Origin of the sequence: Brevibacillus laterosporus, assembly GCA_007833815.1 — a bacterium.
In the GTDB taxonomy this organism is placed as follows: domain Bacteria; phylum Bacillota; class Bacilli; order Brevibacillales; family Brevibacillaceae; genus Brevibacillus_B; species Brevibacillus_B laterosporus_D.
Genome location: CP033464.1, coordinates 2640372 through 2655000, shown reverse-complemented (window position 1 = coordinate 2655000; position 14629 = coordinate 2640372). Strand labels below are relative to the sequence as shown.

At 41.5% G+C, this 14629-nt stretch carries 14 protein-coding genes (1 of these 14 running past the window's edge); all 14 read right to left on the bottom strand.

Going from position 1 to position 14629, the window contains the following annotated elements; genetic code table 11:
• Positions 1 to 19, bottom strand: the 5' portion of a protein-coding gene (locus tag EEL30_13950) for an alpha/beta fold hydrolase (protein QDX93309.1). It extends 815 nt beyond the left edge of the window; the window shows 19 of its 834 coding nt (coding positions 1-19); its start codon is at positions 17 to 19; the stop codon falls past the left edge of the window.
• A gap of 189 nt (positions 20 to 208) precedes the next feature.
• Complete coding sequence (locus EEL30_13945) at positions 209 to 1774, bottom strand: S41 family peptidase (GenBank protein QDX93308.1); 1566 nt, start codon at positions 1772 to 1774, stop codon at positions 209 to 211.
• Complete coding sequence (locus tag EEL30_13940; GenBank protein ID QDX95771.1) at positions 1764 to 3752, bottom strand: S-layer homology domain-containing protein; 1989 nt, start codon at positions 3750 to 3752, stop codon at positions 1764 to 1766. The genes EEL30_13945 and EEL30_13940 overlap by 11 nt, the downstream gene beginning before the upstream one ends.
• Positions 3753 to 3795: 43 nt before the next feature.
• Positions 3796 to 4290 (bottom strand): hypothetical protein, encoded by a 495-nt coding sequence (locus tag EEL30_13935; GenBank protein QDX93307.1) that lies wholly within the window; start codon positions 4288 to 4290, stop codon positions 3796 to 3798.
• A 37-nt stretch (positions 4291 to 4327) separates the two neighbouring features.
• Positions 4328 to 5443, bottom strand: coding sequence for a Nif3-like dinuclear metal center hexameric protein (locus EEL30_13930; protein QDX93306.1), 1116 nt, complete (start codon positions 5441 to 5443; stop codon positions 4328 to 4330).
• On the bottom strand, positions 5410 to 6150 hold the full coding sequence (locus tag EEL30_13925) for a tRNA (adenine-N(1))-methyltransferase (protein QDX93305.1): 741 nt from the start codon (positions 6148 to 6150) through the stop codon (positions 5410 to 5412). The genes EEL30_13930 and EEL30_13925 overlap by 34 nt, the downstream gene beginning before the upstream one ends.
• Before the next feature lie 291 nt (positions 6151 to 6441).
• Entirely contained in the window at positions 6442 to 7581 is a 1140-nt protein-coding gene (locus EEL30_13920) for an acyl-CoA dehydrogenase (GenBank protein ID QDX93304.1), read from the bottom strand.
• 216 nt (positions 7582 to 7797) lie between these two features.
• Positions 7798 to 8733 (bottom strand): hypothetical protein, encoded by a 936-nt coding sequence (locus tag EEL30_13915; GenBank protein QDX93303.1) that lies wholly within the window; start codon positions 8731 to 8733, stop codon positions 7798 to 7800.
• Between the two features lie 146 nt (positions 8734 to 8879).
• On the bottom strand, positions 8880 to 10010 hold the full coding sequence (gene rpoD, locus EEL30_13910; protein QDX93302.1) for an RNA polymerase sigma factor RpoD: 1131 nt from the start codon (positions 10008 to 10010) through the stop codon (positions 8880 to 8882).
• 36 nt (positions 10011 to 10046) lie between these two features.
• Positions 10047 to 11891: a DNA primase gene (locus EEL30_13905; GenBank protein QDX93301.1), complete on the bottom strand. Its 1845-nt coding sequence runs from the start codon at positions 11889 to 11891 to the stop codon at positions 10047 to 10049.
• Positions 11892 to 11980: 89 nt separating this feature from the next.
• Positions 11981 to 12802, bottom strand: coding sequence for a kinase/pyrophosphorylase (locus tag EEL30_13900; GenBank protein QDX95770.1), 822 nt, complete (start codon positions 12800 to 12802; stop codon positions 11981 to 11983).
• Between the two features lie 18 nt (positions 12803 to 12820).
• Entirely contained in the window at positions 12821 to 13453 is a 633-nt protein-coding gene (locus EEL30_13895) for a transcriptional regulator (protein QDX93300.1), read from the bottom strand.
• A gap of 217 nt (positions 13454 to 13670) precedes the next feature.
• On the bottom strand, positions 13671 to 14444 hold the full coding sequence (gene recO / locus EEL30_13890; GenBank protein ID QDX93299.1) for a DNA repair protein RecO: 774 nt from the start codon (positions 14442 to 14444) through the stop codon (positions 13671 to 13673).
• On the bottom strand, positions 14435 to 14593 hold the full coding sequence (locus EEL30_13885; GenBank protein ID QDX93298.1) for a YqzL family protein: 159 nt from the start codon (positions 14591 to 14593) through the stop codon (positions 14435 to 14437). The genes recO and EEL30_13885 overlap by 10 nt, the downstream gene beginning before the upstream one ends.
• Positions 14594 to 14629: the final 36 nt, after the last annotated feature.

Below are 14629 nucleotides of genomic sequence, written 5' to 3'. Positions count from 1 at the left end.
TTTCAACATGTTTCTTCATGTGTCACACATCTCCTTTTTCCTTTCACCACTCTGACTTGCTAATCAAGAGGAGAATGCACATTTCCTCTACCACCCAGCATATCTAGATCGTTATTTCAAGTTTAATTCACACTATTCCGACCTGTCAAGTATGAATTAAATAATAAAATGGCCCGAAACTTATAACAGTCTCGGGTCATTTTATTATCTATTTTTTCTTTTCGCTGATAAACATGTATTCATTATTTTCTTTCTTCCAAGTAAAGGTAACTGTAGGGTTGGTAACTGACACTAAAGGACGATATTCAGCTGGAACAGCCGTTTTCTCCTGAAGCATACTTTGCATGAAGGTACTGCGGATATTTAAGCTATTCCCCATTTTTTTCAGTATAGGCGAAGTTGTATAGAACGAAACTCCATTTACAACTACCTCGTCATCGCTTTTTTGTCTCACTTCTATGCGATTTTCTCCCAACTCATTCAACGCTTCCACCACTTGACCAATATCATCTGTTGCAACCAAATCAGGTACTAGGCCAATCTTATTTACTTTACGATGAGTCGGAGTTTGATATTCTTGCAACGTCACTTTTAACGCATTACCATCAACCAGAGGCAGGACTGTTTGAGCAACCCCTTTTCCAAAGGTCTTGGTTCCAATCAGTTTGGCTATTTTATGATCTTGTAGTGCACCAGAGAGCAATTCTGATGCTGATGCGGTTTGTCCATTTACTAAAATCGTAACGGGGTAGGAAACAGGGCGACCATTGCGCACCCAATTCTCTACCTCAACTCCATTACGATTAGTCGTATACATCAACAAGCCTTCTTCCATAAACAGACTGGCAATATCCCTAGCTGCACTTAGATATCCGCCACCGTTATCACGTAAGTCAATGACCAAACCTGTCAATTTCTTTTGTTTGTCTTCCAGTTTATCTAATTGCTCTTTAAATTGATCACCCGCATCGCTTCCAAACGTATCTAGTCTCACATATCCAATCGTTTCAGATTTGGATGCGAAAAGATGACTCGTTGCTTCTGGCATGATAAGAGGAGATCGCTTGATGGTATAATCCTTTGTCTGTGCTGTACCGGATTTGTAAAAGGTAAGAGTTGCACTCGTACCCTCTTCTCCTTGTAGCATGGTAATTAGCTCTTCTAGATGCTCTACTACTATTTTTTTACCATTAACTGCTTCCAGCTTATCCCCTGAATTAATTCCAGCTACATCTGCTGGGGAGTTTTCAACAACCTTGCGCACAATAATGCCCTTATCTGTTTTTCGAAACATAATTCCAAAGCCGACGAAATTATTATTAACACTGTTCTCAAACCGATCCAGTTCATCCTGTGTAAACAAAGTGGTATAAGGGTCATTTACTTGAGTTAACATTCCTTCAATCCCATAGTAGCTAACACCATACCAATCCAACTTTTGTTGGGCTTGCCATTGCTTGATCCGATCCACCATTTCTTTGACAGTATCATCCTTCTCATCCACGACAACTACAGCATGTTTCTCATCTTTTATATACTGTTGAACACCTTGCAAGGCCCCCTGTACAAGTTTCTTTTCGCTCGGTTTGTCCAAATGGTTTTCTTGCAAAATATAATACACCTGTTGCAACTCTAAGAGAGGCATATTATTCGTGCTAGTTGTATCATAAGATGGGACATTCGCTAGTGTTCCTGGTGTGGTGGCCAAAGCCCCCGAACCAGGCCACAGGAGCATGAGCGTAAGGGCTAAGATTCCCGTCTTTCTAAGTTTCATGAATAACAACCGCTCCTTCCGTTACCTCTTTCGGGATGTCCAGACGCAAATTCTTGGGAAGCTCATAGGATTCATCGCCATCCAACTTGATGTACTCCCCATTATCATAAATCTCCGTTATTTTCCAAGATTTGCGTAATAATTGATTGGTAGCGGAATCTAGATAATACTTTACAACAAAAGTAGGAGCATATAAGAGCTTTTTCTCTTGTAAATCCAGTGTTTTTGCATAATTTTGAAGTTCGTTTGGTTCATAAAATTCCGTAATGACTTCATATGTTCCAAAGCTTTGCTTCAAATATCGAGCATGAAGCTTATTCAAGCGGTTTAAAACAGATAGATCGCTCACATACTCATGCAAATATTCACTTTTTCCAGTTGGCTTACCCGTCAATTTTTTAGTCCAGACTTCCTTTTCATTGTCCCATTCATACTTGGTTTGATTGCGGTGATCTGAATATGCTTCCATTTTATTTAACACAGCTTGATCTTCCTTTTGGAAAATTCCCTTCGTATGAGTAACCCCTCTCTGCCCATCCATCTCTTCGGTTACCTTTAACACCGTACCACCGTAGTTCATCTCCGTCTTTACGATGATCCCTTCAGCTTCATCCATCTGTTTGTAGGCTTTACTTAGAAGGGTTGCATAATGATTTTGCCTAGTCGAAGATAAGAGATCTAACTCATGACCAGCTTGTTCATACAAGGCTTCAAATTCATGCTTCTGATCTACTTCTATGGCCCGTTTTAACAAGCTTTCTGCATCAAAGAGTCGATTCTCTTTGATTAAATAATACAAGCCGTTTTGTACAGCAAGAACTAGATCCGGTCTCTCTTGATAGCGTTTAATCGCCAGGTCATATTTATCTAAATGAATTTCAATGGATGCCAAATATAGGCCAAACACTTTCCATTCCTCTGAATCTTTGACCAGTTTTGATTCGTAGCCAAGTAGCTTTTGATACAAATCTTCAAGCTCCTTGATCTGATTTGTCCGTAGCATTTGTAATCCGACATCATAAATATTAGCGGTAAGTAGACCCAGAATCTTTGGATCATGCTCCACTGTTTCTAAATAAGCATCTAGTGCAAGAAATGCTTCTTTTGCATTATCTGCGGGTTCCTTGTAGTAATCCCAGCTTTTGTAATAATGCACCCCCACCTGGTTGGCAAAATCAGCTGGTAGTTCATCAAGCTCCTTAAAAGTTTCTTTCTCTTCTAAGTAATCTTTAATCGCATCAACTATGTCTATGAACCTTTTCTCCGTTTCCGTTGGAGAATCATAGGTAGCAAATAACGGATACATGTCCTCATGAACAGGTACAAATGGATAGAGAGAGCGTGTCTCGTCAGCTAACGGCAGTAACATCTGTAATTGTAAAGATGTGCTCACCTGTTCGATCAAAACTGCTGCATCTGCACGTGTTAAAGGTTTCGATCCTTTCTTTACCAATTCCATTTCCCATCCGGGTTTCTTCGCGGAGAAGGTTACTATCGACAACACTTTAGCAGCTTCTTCATTTGTAATAGGCTGATTAGGATTAAATTCATCTCCAGGAAAAGCCTTATGTAGAGTCCTTGCACCAGCAACCCTATCATGATAAACAAACACACGTAAAATACCTGGATACATCCATGTCATGTAATGCACATCTTTATAGGGTAAATACGGCTCGTCCATTCCTTGTCCTCGACCAAATTCGTCGCTATCCTCCAACAGAGTCAGTGGAAACAATCTATTTTGGTTGTTTTGTAAAAAACGACTGGTCAATATAAAGAACTCCGCCCGTGTCATAGCCTTCTCGGGGAAAAACTGCTTGATTGCTTTAGATGAATCACTAAATAAACCTTCCTCATAGGCTTTCACGATAGCCTCTTTGGCAGGATGATTGGATATATCAATAAAAGGCAATTGAGCCGAAAGATTATCCCCTAATTCCTCAGCCTGCACGGGTTCTAACAAAACACCGGTAGCCATCACAGTAGCTACAGCAACAGGAATTACTTTCCACCATTTCTTGCTAAACGAGGATCCTTTCGCACTCGTCACAATATACCAGCCCCTTCCCTCTTCGCCACTTATCAAAGTTACTCGTTGATAACGGCATAAAACAGCCCATACAAGACTTATTTTTCACTTCTACCACTGGATTTTTCTTCGTTTCCAGCAGTCGTTCATACTCACTCAACCATACTGGGTCTAATTTTGATTTGCGATCAGTTGCTTCCATTCGAGAAAATTGCAATGATTGCTCCAAAGCGAATCGCTTCTCAATCAGCTCATTTCCGTTTCGTTCCCATTCTTTTTTGGCCATCCAGAGCTCTTGCTCCTTTAGCATTCGTTCAATCTGTTGATCAGGGGTTTCTGTGGGCATGCCCTCCATTTTACGCTCAATAGCCCTTATATGTTTCATCTGTTCATTCTCTTGCTCTTTTACACCAGCCAATTCACGTTCTGCTCGTTTTATTTTCCCAAGAAGCTGATGCCACTCGTAGAAATCACGAATTGAGGACATGTTGCCCACTCCCTTTTTATGCCGCAGGTCTTTTGCCTTAGAGGTATTGAAACGGATCTGTATGAATCTCTGAGGCAATTACTTCGGTTGTATATTTATTCTCTTGCAGCTTCTCTTGTAAAAAACTAGCCAATCTTGGCTTCATGATTTTTTCAATGTTATGACCAGCATCAATAATTGATAATCCTTCCACGAACGCATCTTGCGCTTCATGATAACCAACATCACCAGTTACCATTACATCTGCACCACGAAAAGCAGCTTTTAACAAATAAGAACCACCACTACCTCCAAGTACAGCCACCTTCTTCACTATGCGATCCTTAGGACCAACGATGCGAACCCCTTCCAGCCCTAGCTTCATTTTTACAAATTGAGCATACGCCTCCAAAGTCATAGGTTCTGTTAGTTTACCAATCCTCCCTAGCCCAAGCGTGCGAGGAGACAGATCAAGAGGATAGATATCATAAGTTACCTCCTCATACGGATGCGCCGCTTTCATTGCCTTAATCACAGCCGTTTGTTGACTGCTTATTAGAACGGTTTCAATTCGTATCTCTTCCGCATACTCCACTTTCCCTTGCTCACCAATAAATGGAGTCGTGCCTTCAAGTGGTAAAAACGTTCCTGTTCCCTCCGTCTGGAAGCTACAATGACTATACTGACCAATATGACCAGCACCTGCTTTGACCATCGCTTGAAAAACCTGTTCACTATGCGATTTAGGTACAAAGGTTACTAGCTTTTTAAACTCATCCTGATACGTTACATCAAGAATTTCGGGTTGCTGTAATTCTAGTTCCTCTGCAAGCCAATCATTCAAGCCTCCATCAGCGACATCCAAATTGGTGTGCATGCTATAGACAGCAATATCATGGGCAAGTAGCTTTGCTAATAGGCGTCCTGCTGGCAAATCAGTACGTAGATGTTTTAAGGGCCGAAATATCACAGGATGGTGAGCAATTATGAGCGAAACACCTTTTTGAATTGCTTCATCAACCACCTCTTCATTTACATCCAAAGCTGTCAACACTTTCTGAACAGGCTTTTGTAGTGTCCCTACTTGCAATCCGATTTTATCCCATTCCATCGCCAAAGATTTTGGTGCTAGTCTCTCCACTAATTGTATGATGGTTTGTCCGTTTGCAAGCATGTCAAAACTCCTTTAATCCAAATAATTTTATTTTCAATTTCCGACATTTTTTCCTGCGTTTCCACACGAGTGGATGCCGCCATGCCTTCTTTAATTTTTTTCCATTTTTCCAATTCAGATTGCCACTTTGTTAGCAAGATAGGAGACTGTTGCTGCAATAAAAAAGGCCCTATCTCCATTAGCTCCTTTTTGTTCCATTTGTCTGACCGATACGGTTCATCTGGATTTCCTGGTTCGGCAACTAGCACTTCATAAATAATGCCGTCCTCCTCCAAGATGTCTTCTGCTATCAATTGATATCCGTGCTCATATAGCCATTGACGTAACGCATCTTCTCCAACATTTGGTTGTAAGATCAAGCGTTTTATTTTTCCCAGTTTATCAAGTCCCGCATCTAGTATAGAAGCAATTAATTGTCCGCCCATCCCAGCGATGCAAATGACTTCTGCCTCATCCGGAGCTAGTACTGCTAAGCCATCTCCCTTTCGAACAGAAGCTCGGTCTTTTGCTGTTAACGTAGCAATCTGACGGAGTGCTGCTTGATAAGGTCCCTCATTCAATTCACCTGCTATCACATAACGCGCCTGATTGTTTACTAATAAATAAGAAGCCAACAGGGCGTGGTCCGATCCAATATCAGCTACAAGAGCATCTTTGGGGCAATATGCCGCAATTGTTTGTAAACGTTTAGAAATAGTTAATGTCATGTTCCTATTACCTCCAGTTCATCCATTTTACCTCATCTTGCCAAAAAAACACATGCAGAAACTGGATGAGTAATATGGTAATTTCTAGGGTGATGTAGGTAGAGGAGAGAAACGTTGAGCATAAACATTTTTTTCATCAATAAGCCACAAATAAAAATGAATACGTACCCGGATATTAACAAATAGCCTACAAGAAGACTAGTATAACACCTCAATACTATTCCCATATTTACGTTTTTGCTCTTGATTTCCAGTAAAAAAATCCCTCCAAGTTGGAGAGATTTACAGAGCCTATTTACTTACTTCACGCGCAATTACCATTCGTAGGATTTCAGAAGTCCCTTCACCGATTTCCAATAAACGTGCATCTCGGAAGTAGCGTTCAACATGATAATCTTTCATATAACCGTATCCTCCATGAATCTGAATGGCCTGATGCGTTGCAGACATCGCGACCTCCGAGGCATACAGCTTAGCCATAGCAGCTTCTTTGGTAAATTTGCGTCCCTGATCTTTGAGCCACGCTGCTTTATAAACCAACGTACGGGCTAACTCGATTTGGGTTGCCATATCAGCCAATTTCTGTTGAATCATTTGGAAATGCGATAAGCTAGAGCCAAAAGCTTTTCTTTCTTTTGCGTATTGCAGTGCTCGATCAAAAGCTGCCTGAGCCACACCAACTGACATTGCACCAATACCAATGCGACCGCCATCTAACGTAATTAAAAATTGTTTGAAGCCCTCTCCTTCTTTGCCCAATATAGCCTCTTGAGGTACTTTAATGTCTTCTAAGACCAACTCTGTGGTATTAGAAGCGTTTAAACCCAACTTTTCATAGCGATCCACTACCCTAAATCCTGTAGCATTAGTAGGGACTAGAAGAGCGGTAATTCCTTTTGTCCCTTTTGTTTTATCTGTTACAGCTGTCAAAGCGAGAAACTTGGCATAAGAAGCATTGGTAATAAAACATTTGGAGCCGTTAATAACATATTGCCCATCTTGTAGCACAGCGTGTGTTCTTGTTCCACCTGCATCGGAACCCGCTTGTGGCTCTGTCAATCCAAATGCTCCTATGCTCTCCCCACTACAGATTTTTGTTAAATAAGTTTCTTTTTGCTCCTTAGTACCAAACAGATGCAAGGGTGCCCCACCCAATGAAATATGTGCTGAATAAGTAATGCCTGTAGATGCACATGCACGGCTCAGCTCTTCAGTGACAATAGCAAAGCTAATCGTGTCCGCTCCAGCACCCCCAAATTCTTCGGGAAATGGTAAGCCCATCAATTCCAATTCACTTAATTGCTTCATAATGTCAACAGGGAATTGCTTCTCTTTGTCACGTTGTTCCGCGCCAGGCGCTACTACTTCATCTGCAAATTCTCGAATCATTTTCAGCAACATCTGCTGTTCCTGGGTAAGGTCAAATTGCATGTCATCTCTCTCCTTTATGGCTATATAAAGTTCAGGTCGCTACAGCATGCAAGTAATCGTTTTGACTGACCGAGCGTTTGTTCAGAATTTACTTTTTATTATATACAATTAGAAAGAGGTTTGGATAGTCTCAATAATAAAATAAAGAGGCTTCGTGTTTTTAGACGAAGCCTCTGAGCGTGTACATCAAGTAGTGATTCACAAAGATTCTATGAATTATAGTCGAAGCCATTCTAGCCAATAGCGACGTGTAAAGAGAAATAATATTGCACTAATAAATATCTTAATAACTATCATAATTTGTATCATCTCCCGAGACACCTCAGGAATCCACCATGAGCTAATCTCTGGCCCAAAAAAGTAGAGTAGTCCGCTTGCTACCAGTGTATAGGCAAGTTGCCGATAGCGCTCATGGAACAGAAATCCTAATCCGATCATTATGAAAGATAAAGGCACCCAATACAGTTCAATGTTCATCCAGCTAAATAAATTACCCATGCGTATTAACATGGCTGTCCCATATAGAACACCTATACCCATCATCCCTATGAATATAAATAGTGGATAACGGAATAGTAAGCCATGTAAGACAGAATACACAGCCATCAAAAGAAGTGACCACAAATATGTATCTTGACTTATTTTCCATTTTTCCCCAAAATAGTAGAGACTTGTTATAGCTATGAGGATGGTAACAAGTAAGAAAAAATAGGATAATAGCGGTATTTTTCGTTTAAACACAAAAGCCAGCACATAAGCAATCACCCAACTAGCCACCAAAATGCTCATTTGCATTGGAATACTAAAAGCGTTAAAATAAAAAGCAAGCAAGACCATGACAGCGATTACAAGTCCTACAAGAAAGATTCCTCCCATTAGCTTTACGGAAAGGATTTGCGCTTCTCTCCCACTACCTTGAATTTGGGAGCCCGCTCCTTCTATAAAGACTTGTTGCTTCTCAGTCCTACTACTCCACTTTCTGTTTGGCCAAAAGGATAAGCGTTTTTTTGTGATGGGCACTTCTTGATTTTGAGCATGCTTGCCTTCTGTATAGAGATTTAACAGAAAAATGCAATAATGTTCTGGCAGTAAATGATTGCGTCGCCAATTTTCAATTTCAGTAATAATTATTTTTCTACGTTGATCATCCAAGTAGACATCGCCTCCTTGATGCCATTTCTCTTTTTGTCTCATGAAATGGATCAGATTTGAAGTAACAGCCTGTTTTTTACCAACAAAAAAGCCTACGCAGCGTATATGGCAAAACGTAGGCTTAATGCTTACTATATCATTATCGGCTATTCCAAAAAATCTTTTAAACGTTTACTACGGGAAGGATGTCTTAATTTACGTAGGGCTTTCGCCTCAATTTGACGGATACGCTCACGAGTTACACCAAAGACTTTTCCTACTTCTTCCAATGTTCTAGTGCGACCATCATCTAATCCGAAACGAAGACGTAGTACGTTTTCTTCACGATCTGTTAATGTATCTAAAACATCTTCCAACTGCTCTTTCAACAATTCATAAGCAGCAGCATCAGAAGGAGCTAGCGCTTCCTGATCTTCAATAAAATCGCCCAAATGGGAGTCATCTTCTTCCCCAATTGGTGTTTCTAGTGATACCGGCTCTTGAGCAATTTTCATGATTTCACGTACTTTTTCTGGAGTCAAATCCATCTTTTCAGCGATCTCTTCTGGAGCAGGTTCGCGCCCCAATTCTTGGAGTAATTGGCGAGAAACACGAATTAGCTTATTGATGGTCTCAACCATGTGAACAGGGATACGAATGGTTCTCGCTTGGTCTGCAATAGCACGGGTAATGGCTTGGCGAATCCACCAAGTTGCATAGGTACTAAATTTGTATCCTTTTTGGTAATCAAATTTTTCAACGGCTTTAATTAGACCCATATTACCTTCCTGGATCAAATCAAGGAACAACATCCCACGACCCACATAGCGTTTTGCTATACTTACAACGAGACGCAGGTTAGCTTCTGCCAATCGGCGTTTTGCTTCCTCATCACCTTGTTCAATACGTTGCGCCAGTTTAATTTCCTCTTCAGCGGAAAGTAGAGGAACCCGCCCAATCTCCTTCAGATACATACGCACAGGATCATTAATCTTGATTCCCGGTGGCACAGACAGGTCATCATATTCAAACCCTTCCTGCTCCTGTTCCTCGTCCTTAATCATCATAGCATCTGCTTCTTCGTCTTCTTCGCTCTCATTACTGACATCAATCCCTTGATCTCCTAGGAATTCGAAGAACTCATCCATTTGATCAGAATCCTGATCAAAGTTAGATAGACGATTTGTAATTTCTTTGAAAGTCAAGCTTCCCTTCTTCTTACCTAGTTCCACCAATTGTTCTTTTACCTGGTCCACAGACAATGTCTCCATGTCTGGTGTCAAGTTTTGCTTGTTCATCTATTTTCCCTCCTTCCTCGGGAATGATGCTGATAACTACCCTTCCCTCAAAGCATTTTCCATTTCGGCGATCTTCATCCCTAGTAAAGCGGCTTCAATAACAAGCTTTTTACGCTGCTCTTCATCTATGGTGCTTCCCGCTTGCAAATTCAGTTGCTTTTGTTGTTCACGTAACCTTACTAGTTCCGCGCGTATAGGGTAATTGTTCACCTGCTTGATGTAGTCTTCAATCTCTTTATCAGATACATCATCTCTGCATTCCATCATGGCTAATCCCGAGGCTAATTGCTTGCACTTCTCATCTTCAACATAGTGTATAAAGGCTCCAGGATCTGCCGGATGCCCCTCTGCATAATAAGCATACAAGTAAGCGGCTAGAGCACTGTGTTCATCCACTTGGAAATCTGCGTTACATTCCTGTTGCACACGTAAAGCAATTTCCGGATCTCGCAACATATAGTACAGCAGCATTCGTTCTGCATTTTCGTGTGCAGGTGCTTTTGTAACCGTAAATTTGCCATTATTTATACTATTATTCCATGGTGCGGTAACTTTATCCCTTTGATTCGTTAATTTTTGTTGCTTGTACAGCTTTTTCGCTTCTGTCTTTACAGCTTCAAGGGATAGAGAAAACTCTTCAGACAGTTGCCGTTCATACATGTCCCGTTCGATCGCGTTCGGGAGTGTAACGATGAATTCCAGTGCCTGTCTTACATACTCAGCTTTATCCGCTTCATCTTGTATTACGGTTTTACTCCGCAAATGTTTCAATTGAAAGGATGTCACCGGCATAGCTTGCAATAATACCTGCTGGGAGAATTGTTCAGCGCCATACTGCCTTATATAATCATCAGGGTCACTACCCTGGGGAAGTGGAGCAATTCGCACCGTACAACCAGCTTTTTGCAATTGATCAATCGCTTTTGCCGTTGCATCTTGTCCGGCAAAGTCACCGTCGTAGCATAGAATTACCTGATCCGTGTTTCTTCTGATCAGATGCGCTTGTTGCTCGGTAAAAGCGGTTCCTAGCGTAGCGATTCCGTTACTAATGCCAGCCTGCCACGCAGCAATTACATCCGCATATCCCTCAAAAAGGATTGCCTGATTCCGTTTGCGCATATCGCTTCTCGCGCGATGCAGGTTAAATATAGTTCGACTTTTGTTGAATAGAAGTGTTTCTGGACCGTTTAAATACTTGGGTTCCGAGCCATCAATTGACCTTCCTCCAAATCCGATAACCTCTCCCTGTGAATCCTGGATCGGAAAGATAACTCTCTTGCGAAATTTGTCGTACACTCTTCCACGATCATTGGAGGAAAGCAATCCTGCTTCGACCATCAACTCTAATGGAAAGTTCCGCTTCACGAGATTATCTTTAACGAAATCCCATGACTCGGGCGCAAACCCAATCATGTATTCGTCAATTATCATTCTAGTAAAACCTCGATTTTCCAAATAGCGAAGAGCTTCCGATCCATAGGGAGTAGACGTTAAAACATAATGATATAGTTTCGCCACAAAACGATAGGCTTCATACATTTTTGCCTTCACGCTTTGCATCGGATTATCTTCGTGAGCGAGGGGAGCTGGCGGGGTTAATCCCACCCGGTCTGCAAGTTTTTGCAAGGCCTCAGGAAACGATAGCTGTTCCACCTGCATAACGAAAGAGAATACGTCTCCCCCTGCATGACACCCGAAGCAATGATAAAATTGTCGCTCCGCGTTTACATTAAAGGACGGGGTTTTTTCCGAATGGAACGGACACAAGCCTAGATAGGCGCGCCCCCTCTTCTTCAGTTGTACGTATTCTCCGACCACGTCTACGATGTCAACAGCTGCTCGAACCTGGTTGACGAATTCTTCGGGTGCAGATTGAGCCATAGCCATCCACCTTTTCACAGCAATGAAATTACTTTATTCGTCAAAGTTCGGCAAAATCCTTCTTTCAATTACTATTTTTTATTCCAAACTTATCGTCGTTTTTTAATTTTGTTACGTCGAATAATGTCTAGAATAATATTAGCCGTTTCTTCAACCGCTTTGATGGAAACATCAATCACCGGACAACCTACGCGTTCCATGATTTTTCTTGAGTATTCCAATTCTGTTTCAATTCGATCCATCGTTGCATAATTCGCTTGGGCAGTTAGACCTAGAGCCTTTAATCGTTCCGTGCGAATTCCGTTTAATTGATCTGAATTTATGGTAAGTCCAATACATTTTTCCGCTGGTAGTAAGAACAATTCTTCCGGCGGCTCTACCTCAGGCACCAACGGTACATTCGCTACCTTCAAGCGTTTGTTAGCCAGATACATGGATAATGGAGTTTTAGACGTACGTGATACCCCGATTAGCACAACATCTGCTCGAAGTAAACCACGAGGGTCTCTGCCATCATCGTATTTCACAGCGAACTCAATGGCTTCCACTTTTCGGAAATAATCTTCATCCAATTTACGTACTAATCCAGGCTTTCCGGATTGTTTCGTCTGGAGTAGATCTTCCATGATGGATAATAATGGCCCCATTACATCCACAATCGGTACGTTATGTCTGTTGGCTTGCTCCACAATATAAGTCTTAAGTTCAGGAACAACGAGGGTAAACACAACCAAGGCTTTTGATTCTTTGGCGGAAAGGATAACTTCATCAATAGACTCTTTATCCTCCATGTACGGATACTTGTGTATATCTACCGTTTTACCGCTAAATTGACTTGACACTGCCCTCACGACAAATTCTGCTGTTTCTCCAATTGAATCCGATACGACATAAATTAATTGGGTATTCATTTCCAATCTAACTTCCCCCTACACATTCGACTCTTTGCCAAGCTCCACAAAAGCTCTAGAAATTGTTGTTTTGGTAATTCTGCCCAACAATTCAAAGGTTTTTGGATCTTCTTCGTTGGGGCGTACGACCGGCAGTGAATCAATTTGGAATTCAATCAATTTTTGTGCGGTATCCAGAAGTGTTTCTTCTGGAGAACACGTGACGATATTGGGCATCCTTGTCATTATTATGCTGACAGGAATGCTCTCCAATCCCTTGTTACCCAATGAAGCCCGGAGTAAATCCTTTCGGGACACTACACCGGCTAACAAACCTTTTTGATTGACAACAAACAATGTACCTACATCTTCTAAGAATAACGTCACAATTGCATCATACACCGTCGCTGATTCAGCCACGACGATGGGCACCGCTTTATAATCATTTACCACAAGCTTGTGCAATCGTTCTGCAATGACCGACGATGTAGGACGACCTGCATAAAAATACCCAACCCTCGGTCTGGCATCTAAATAACCCGACATGGTAAGGATGGATAAATCAGGTCGAAGAGTAGCCCTTGTTAAATTCAGGTGTTCAGCTATATTCTCACCTGTAATCGGACCTTCATCTTTTACAATTTGCAAAATTTGTTCTTGGCGTTTGGTCAATTCGATGACGGATCACCACCGATTCATAAATTACTATCCCTAGTATTACTCTATAAAGAGATAGATTCCTGCAAAAGAATCGTAAAAAGCTTTTTTTCTGCTGTCAAATGTACAGAAAGTAGAAAAAAGCCTCCACAAAAGGAGGCAGGGAACTCTCGTCCCGATAAGCCGTTGTTATGTATTTATATGATCACAATTGATCATGATATCCAAAAAACTATGCCTTGTCAAATCCATCAGACAACTCTAGACGTTCCATCTGTTCTAGAAAGTTGCGACTTTTAAGACGCAGTTCAATATGTTGATCCAAATACTTATGCAACAGAAGCCTCAGTTGATTTCGGGTAGTTGTCTTTACCTCAATCTCTCCTAAACGCTCAAGAGGAAATAACAAAAACAGCCGTAAAAGCTTCCATGTAGCTGGTAAAATATGCAATGAATAAGGGTCAGTATGTGTACATCTCCTACATAAGAGACCACCGTGTGTGACGCTAAAGGTATACGGTTCTGCCTCTGCACCACAAGAAATACAGCTCTCAACATGAGGACGAATCCCTGCAAGAATCAGCATTTTGCTTTCAAATATACGGCATAGAATTTCCGCATCCTTGCCCTCATCCATATACTGGAGTGTATGCACTAATAATTGGAACAGGTATGGATTAGGCTCACGCTCTTCCGTCAAACGATCCAACATTTCTGCCATATAAGCAGAGTAAGCTGTCAGCATCAAATCTTGACGCACGTCTTTAAAGGAATGAAGAGTATCCCCTTGTGTGAGCTCTGGCATTCCTGTCCCCGTTCCTTTTTTACACAGATAATACCCATGTGTAAACAATTGAGATACGGCGGCCAGGCGGCTTCGAGGTTTTTTGGCTCCCCTTGCCATTGCCCCGACCTTACCGTATTCTCTGGTATAAAGTGTGACCACTTTACTACTTTCTCCGTAATCAACGCTACGGATGACAATTCCTTCCCACTTTACAAGCATACCTGAGAATCACCCTGTTCCAATAGGGCTTGATCCAGTGATCCTGCATCATCAGCAACGTTTTGTGCTTCATGATGTTCCTTATAAAGAAGGTAAGCGTGGATATCACCGGTTGAAGCAAAATAACTCCAAGAAAAGTTGCGAAGCATGTTGCATCATCCTTTCCTTTTTTTCGGCTCCCACTT

Bases quoted from the DNA above. Each gene is read 5' to 3' on its own strand.
- EEL30_13945 (QDX93308.1), bottom strand. From the start codon at position 1,774: ATGAAACTTAGAAAGACGGGAATCTTAGCCCTTACGCTCATGCTCCTG.
- EEL30_13940 (QDX95771.1), bottom strand. From the start codon at position 3,752: ATGGCTACCGGTGTTTTGTTAGAACCCGTGCAGGCTGAGGAATTAGGG.
- EEL30_13935 (QDX93307.1), bottom strand. From the start codon at position 4,290: ATGTCCTCAATTCGTGATTTCTACGAGTGGCATCAGCTTCTTGGGAAA.
- EEL30_13930 (QDX93306.1), bottom strand. From the start codon at position 5,443: ATGCTTGCAAACGGACAAACCATCATACAATTAGTGGAGAGACTAGCA.
- EEL30_13925 (QDX93305.1), bottom strand. From the start codon at position 6,150: ATGACATTAACTATTTCTAAACGTTTACAAACAATTGCGGCATATTGC.
- EEL30_13920 (QDX93304.1), bottom strand. From the start codon at position 7,581: ATGCAATTTGACCTTACCCAGGAACAGCAGATGTTGCTGAAAATGATT.
- rpoD (QDX93302.1), bottom strand. From the start codon at position 10,010: ATGAACAAGCAAAACTTGACACCAGACATGGAGACATTGTCTGTGGAC.
- EEL30_13905 (QDX93301.1), bottom strand. From the start codon at position 11,891: ATGGCTCAATCTGCACCCGAAGAATTCGTCAACCAGGTTCGAGCAGCT.
- EEL30_13900 (QDX95770.1), bottom strand. From the start codon at position 12,802: ATGAATACCCAATTAATTTATGTCGTATCGGATTCAATTGGAGAAACA.
- recO (QDX93299.1), bottom strand. From the start codon at position 14,444: ATGCTTGTAAAGTGGGAAGGAATTGTCATCCGTAGCGTTGATTACGGA.
- EEL30_13885 (QDX93298.1), bottom strand. From the start codon at position 14,593: ATGCTTCGCAACTTTTCTTGGAGTTATTTTGCTTCAACCGGTGATATC.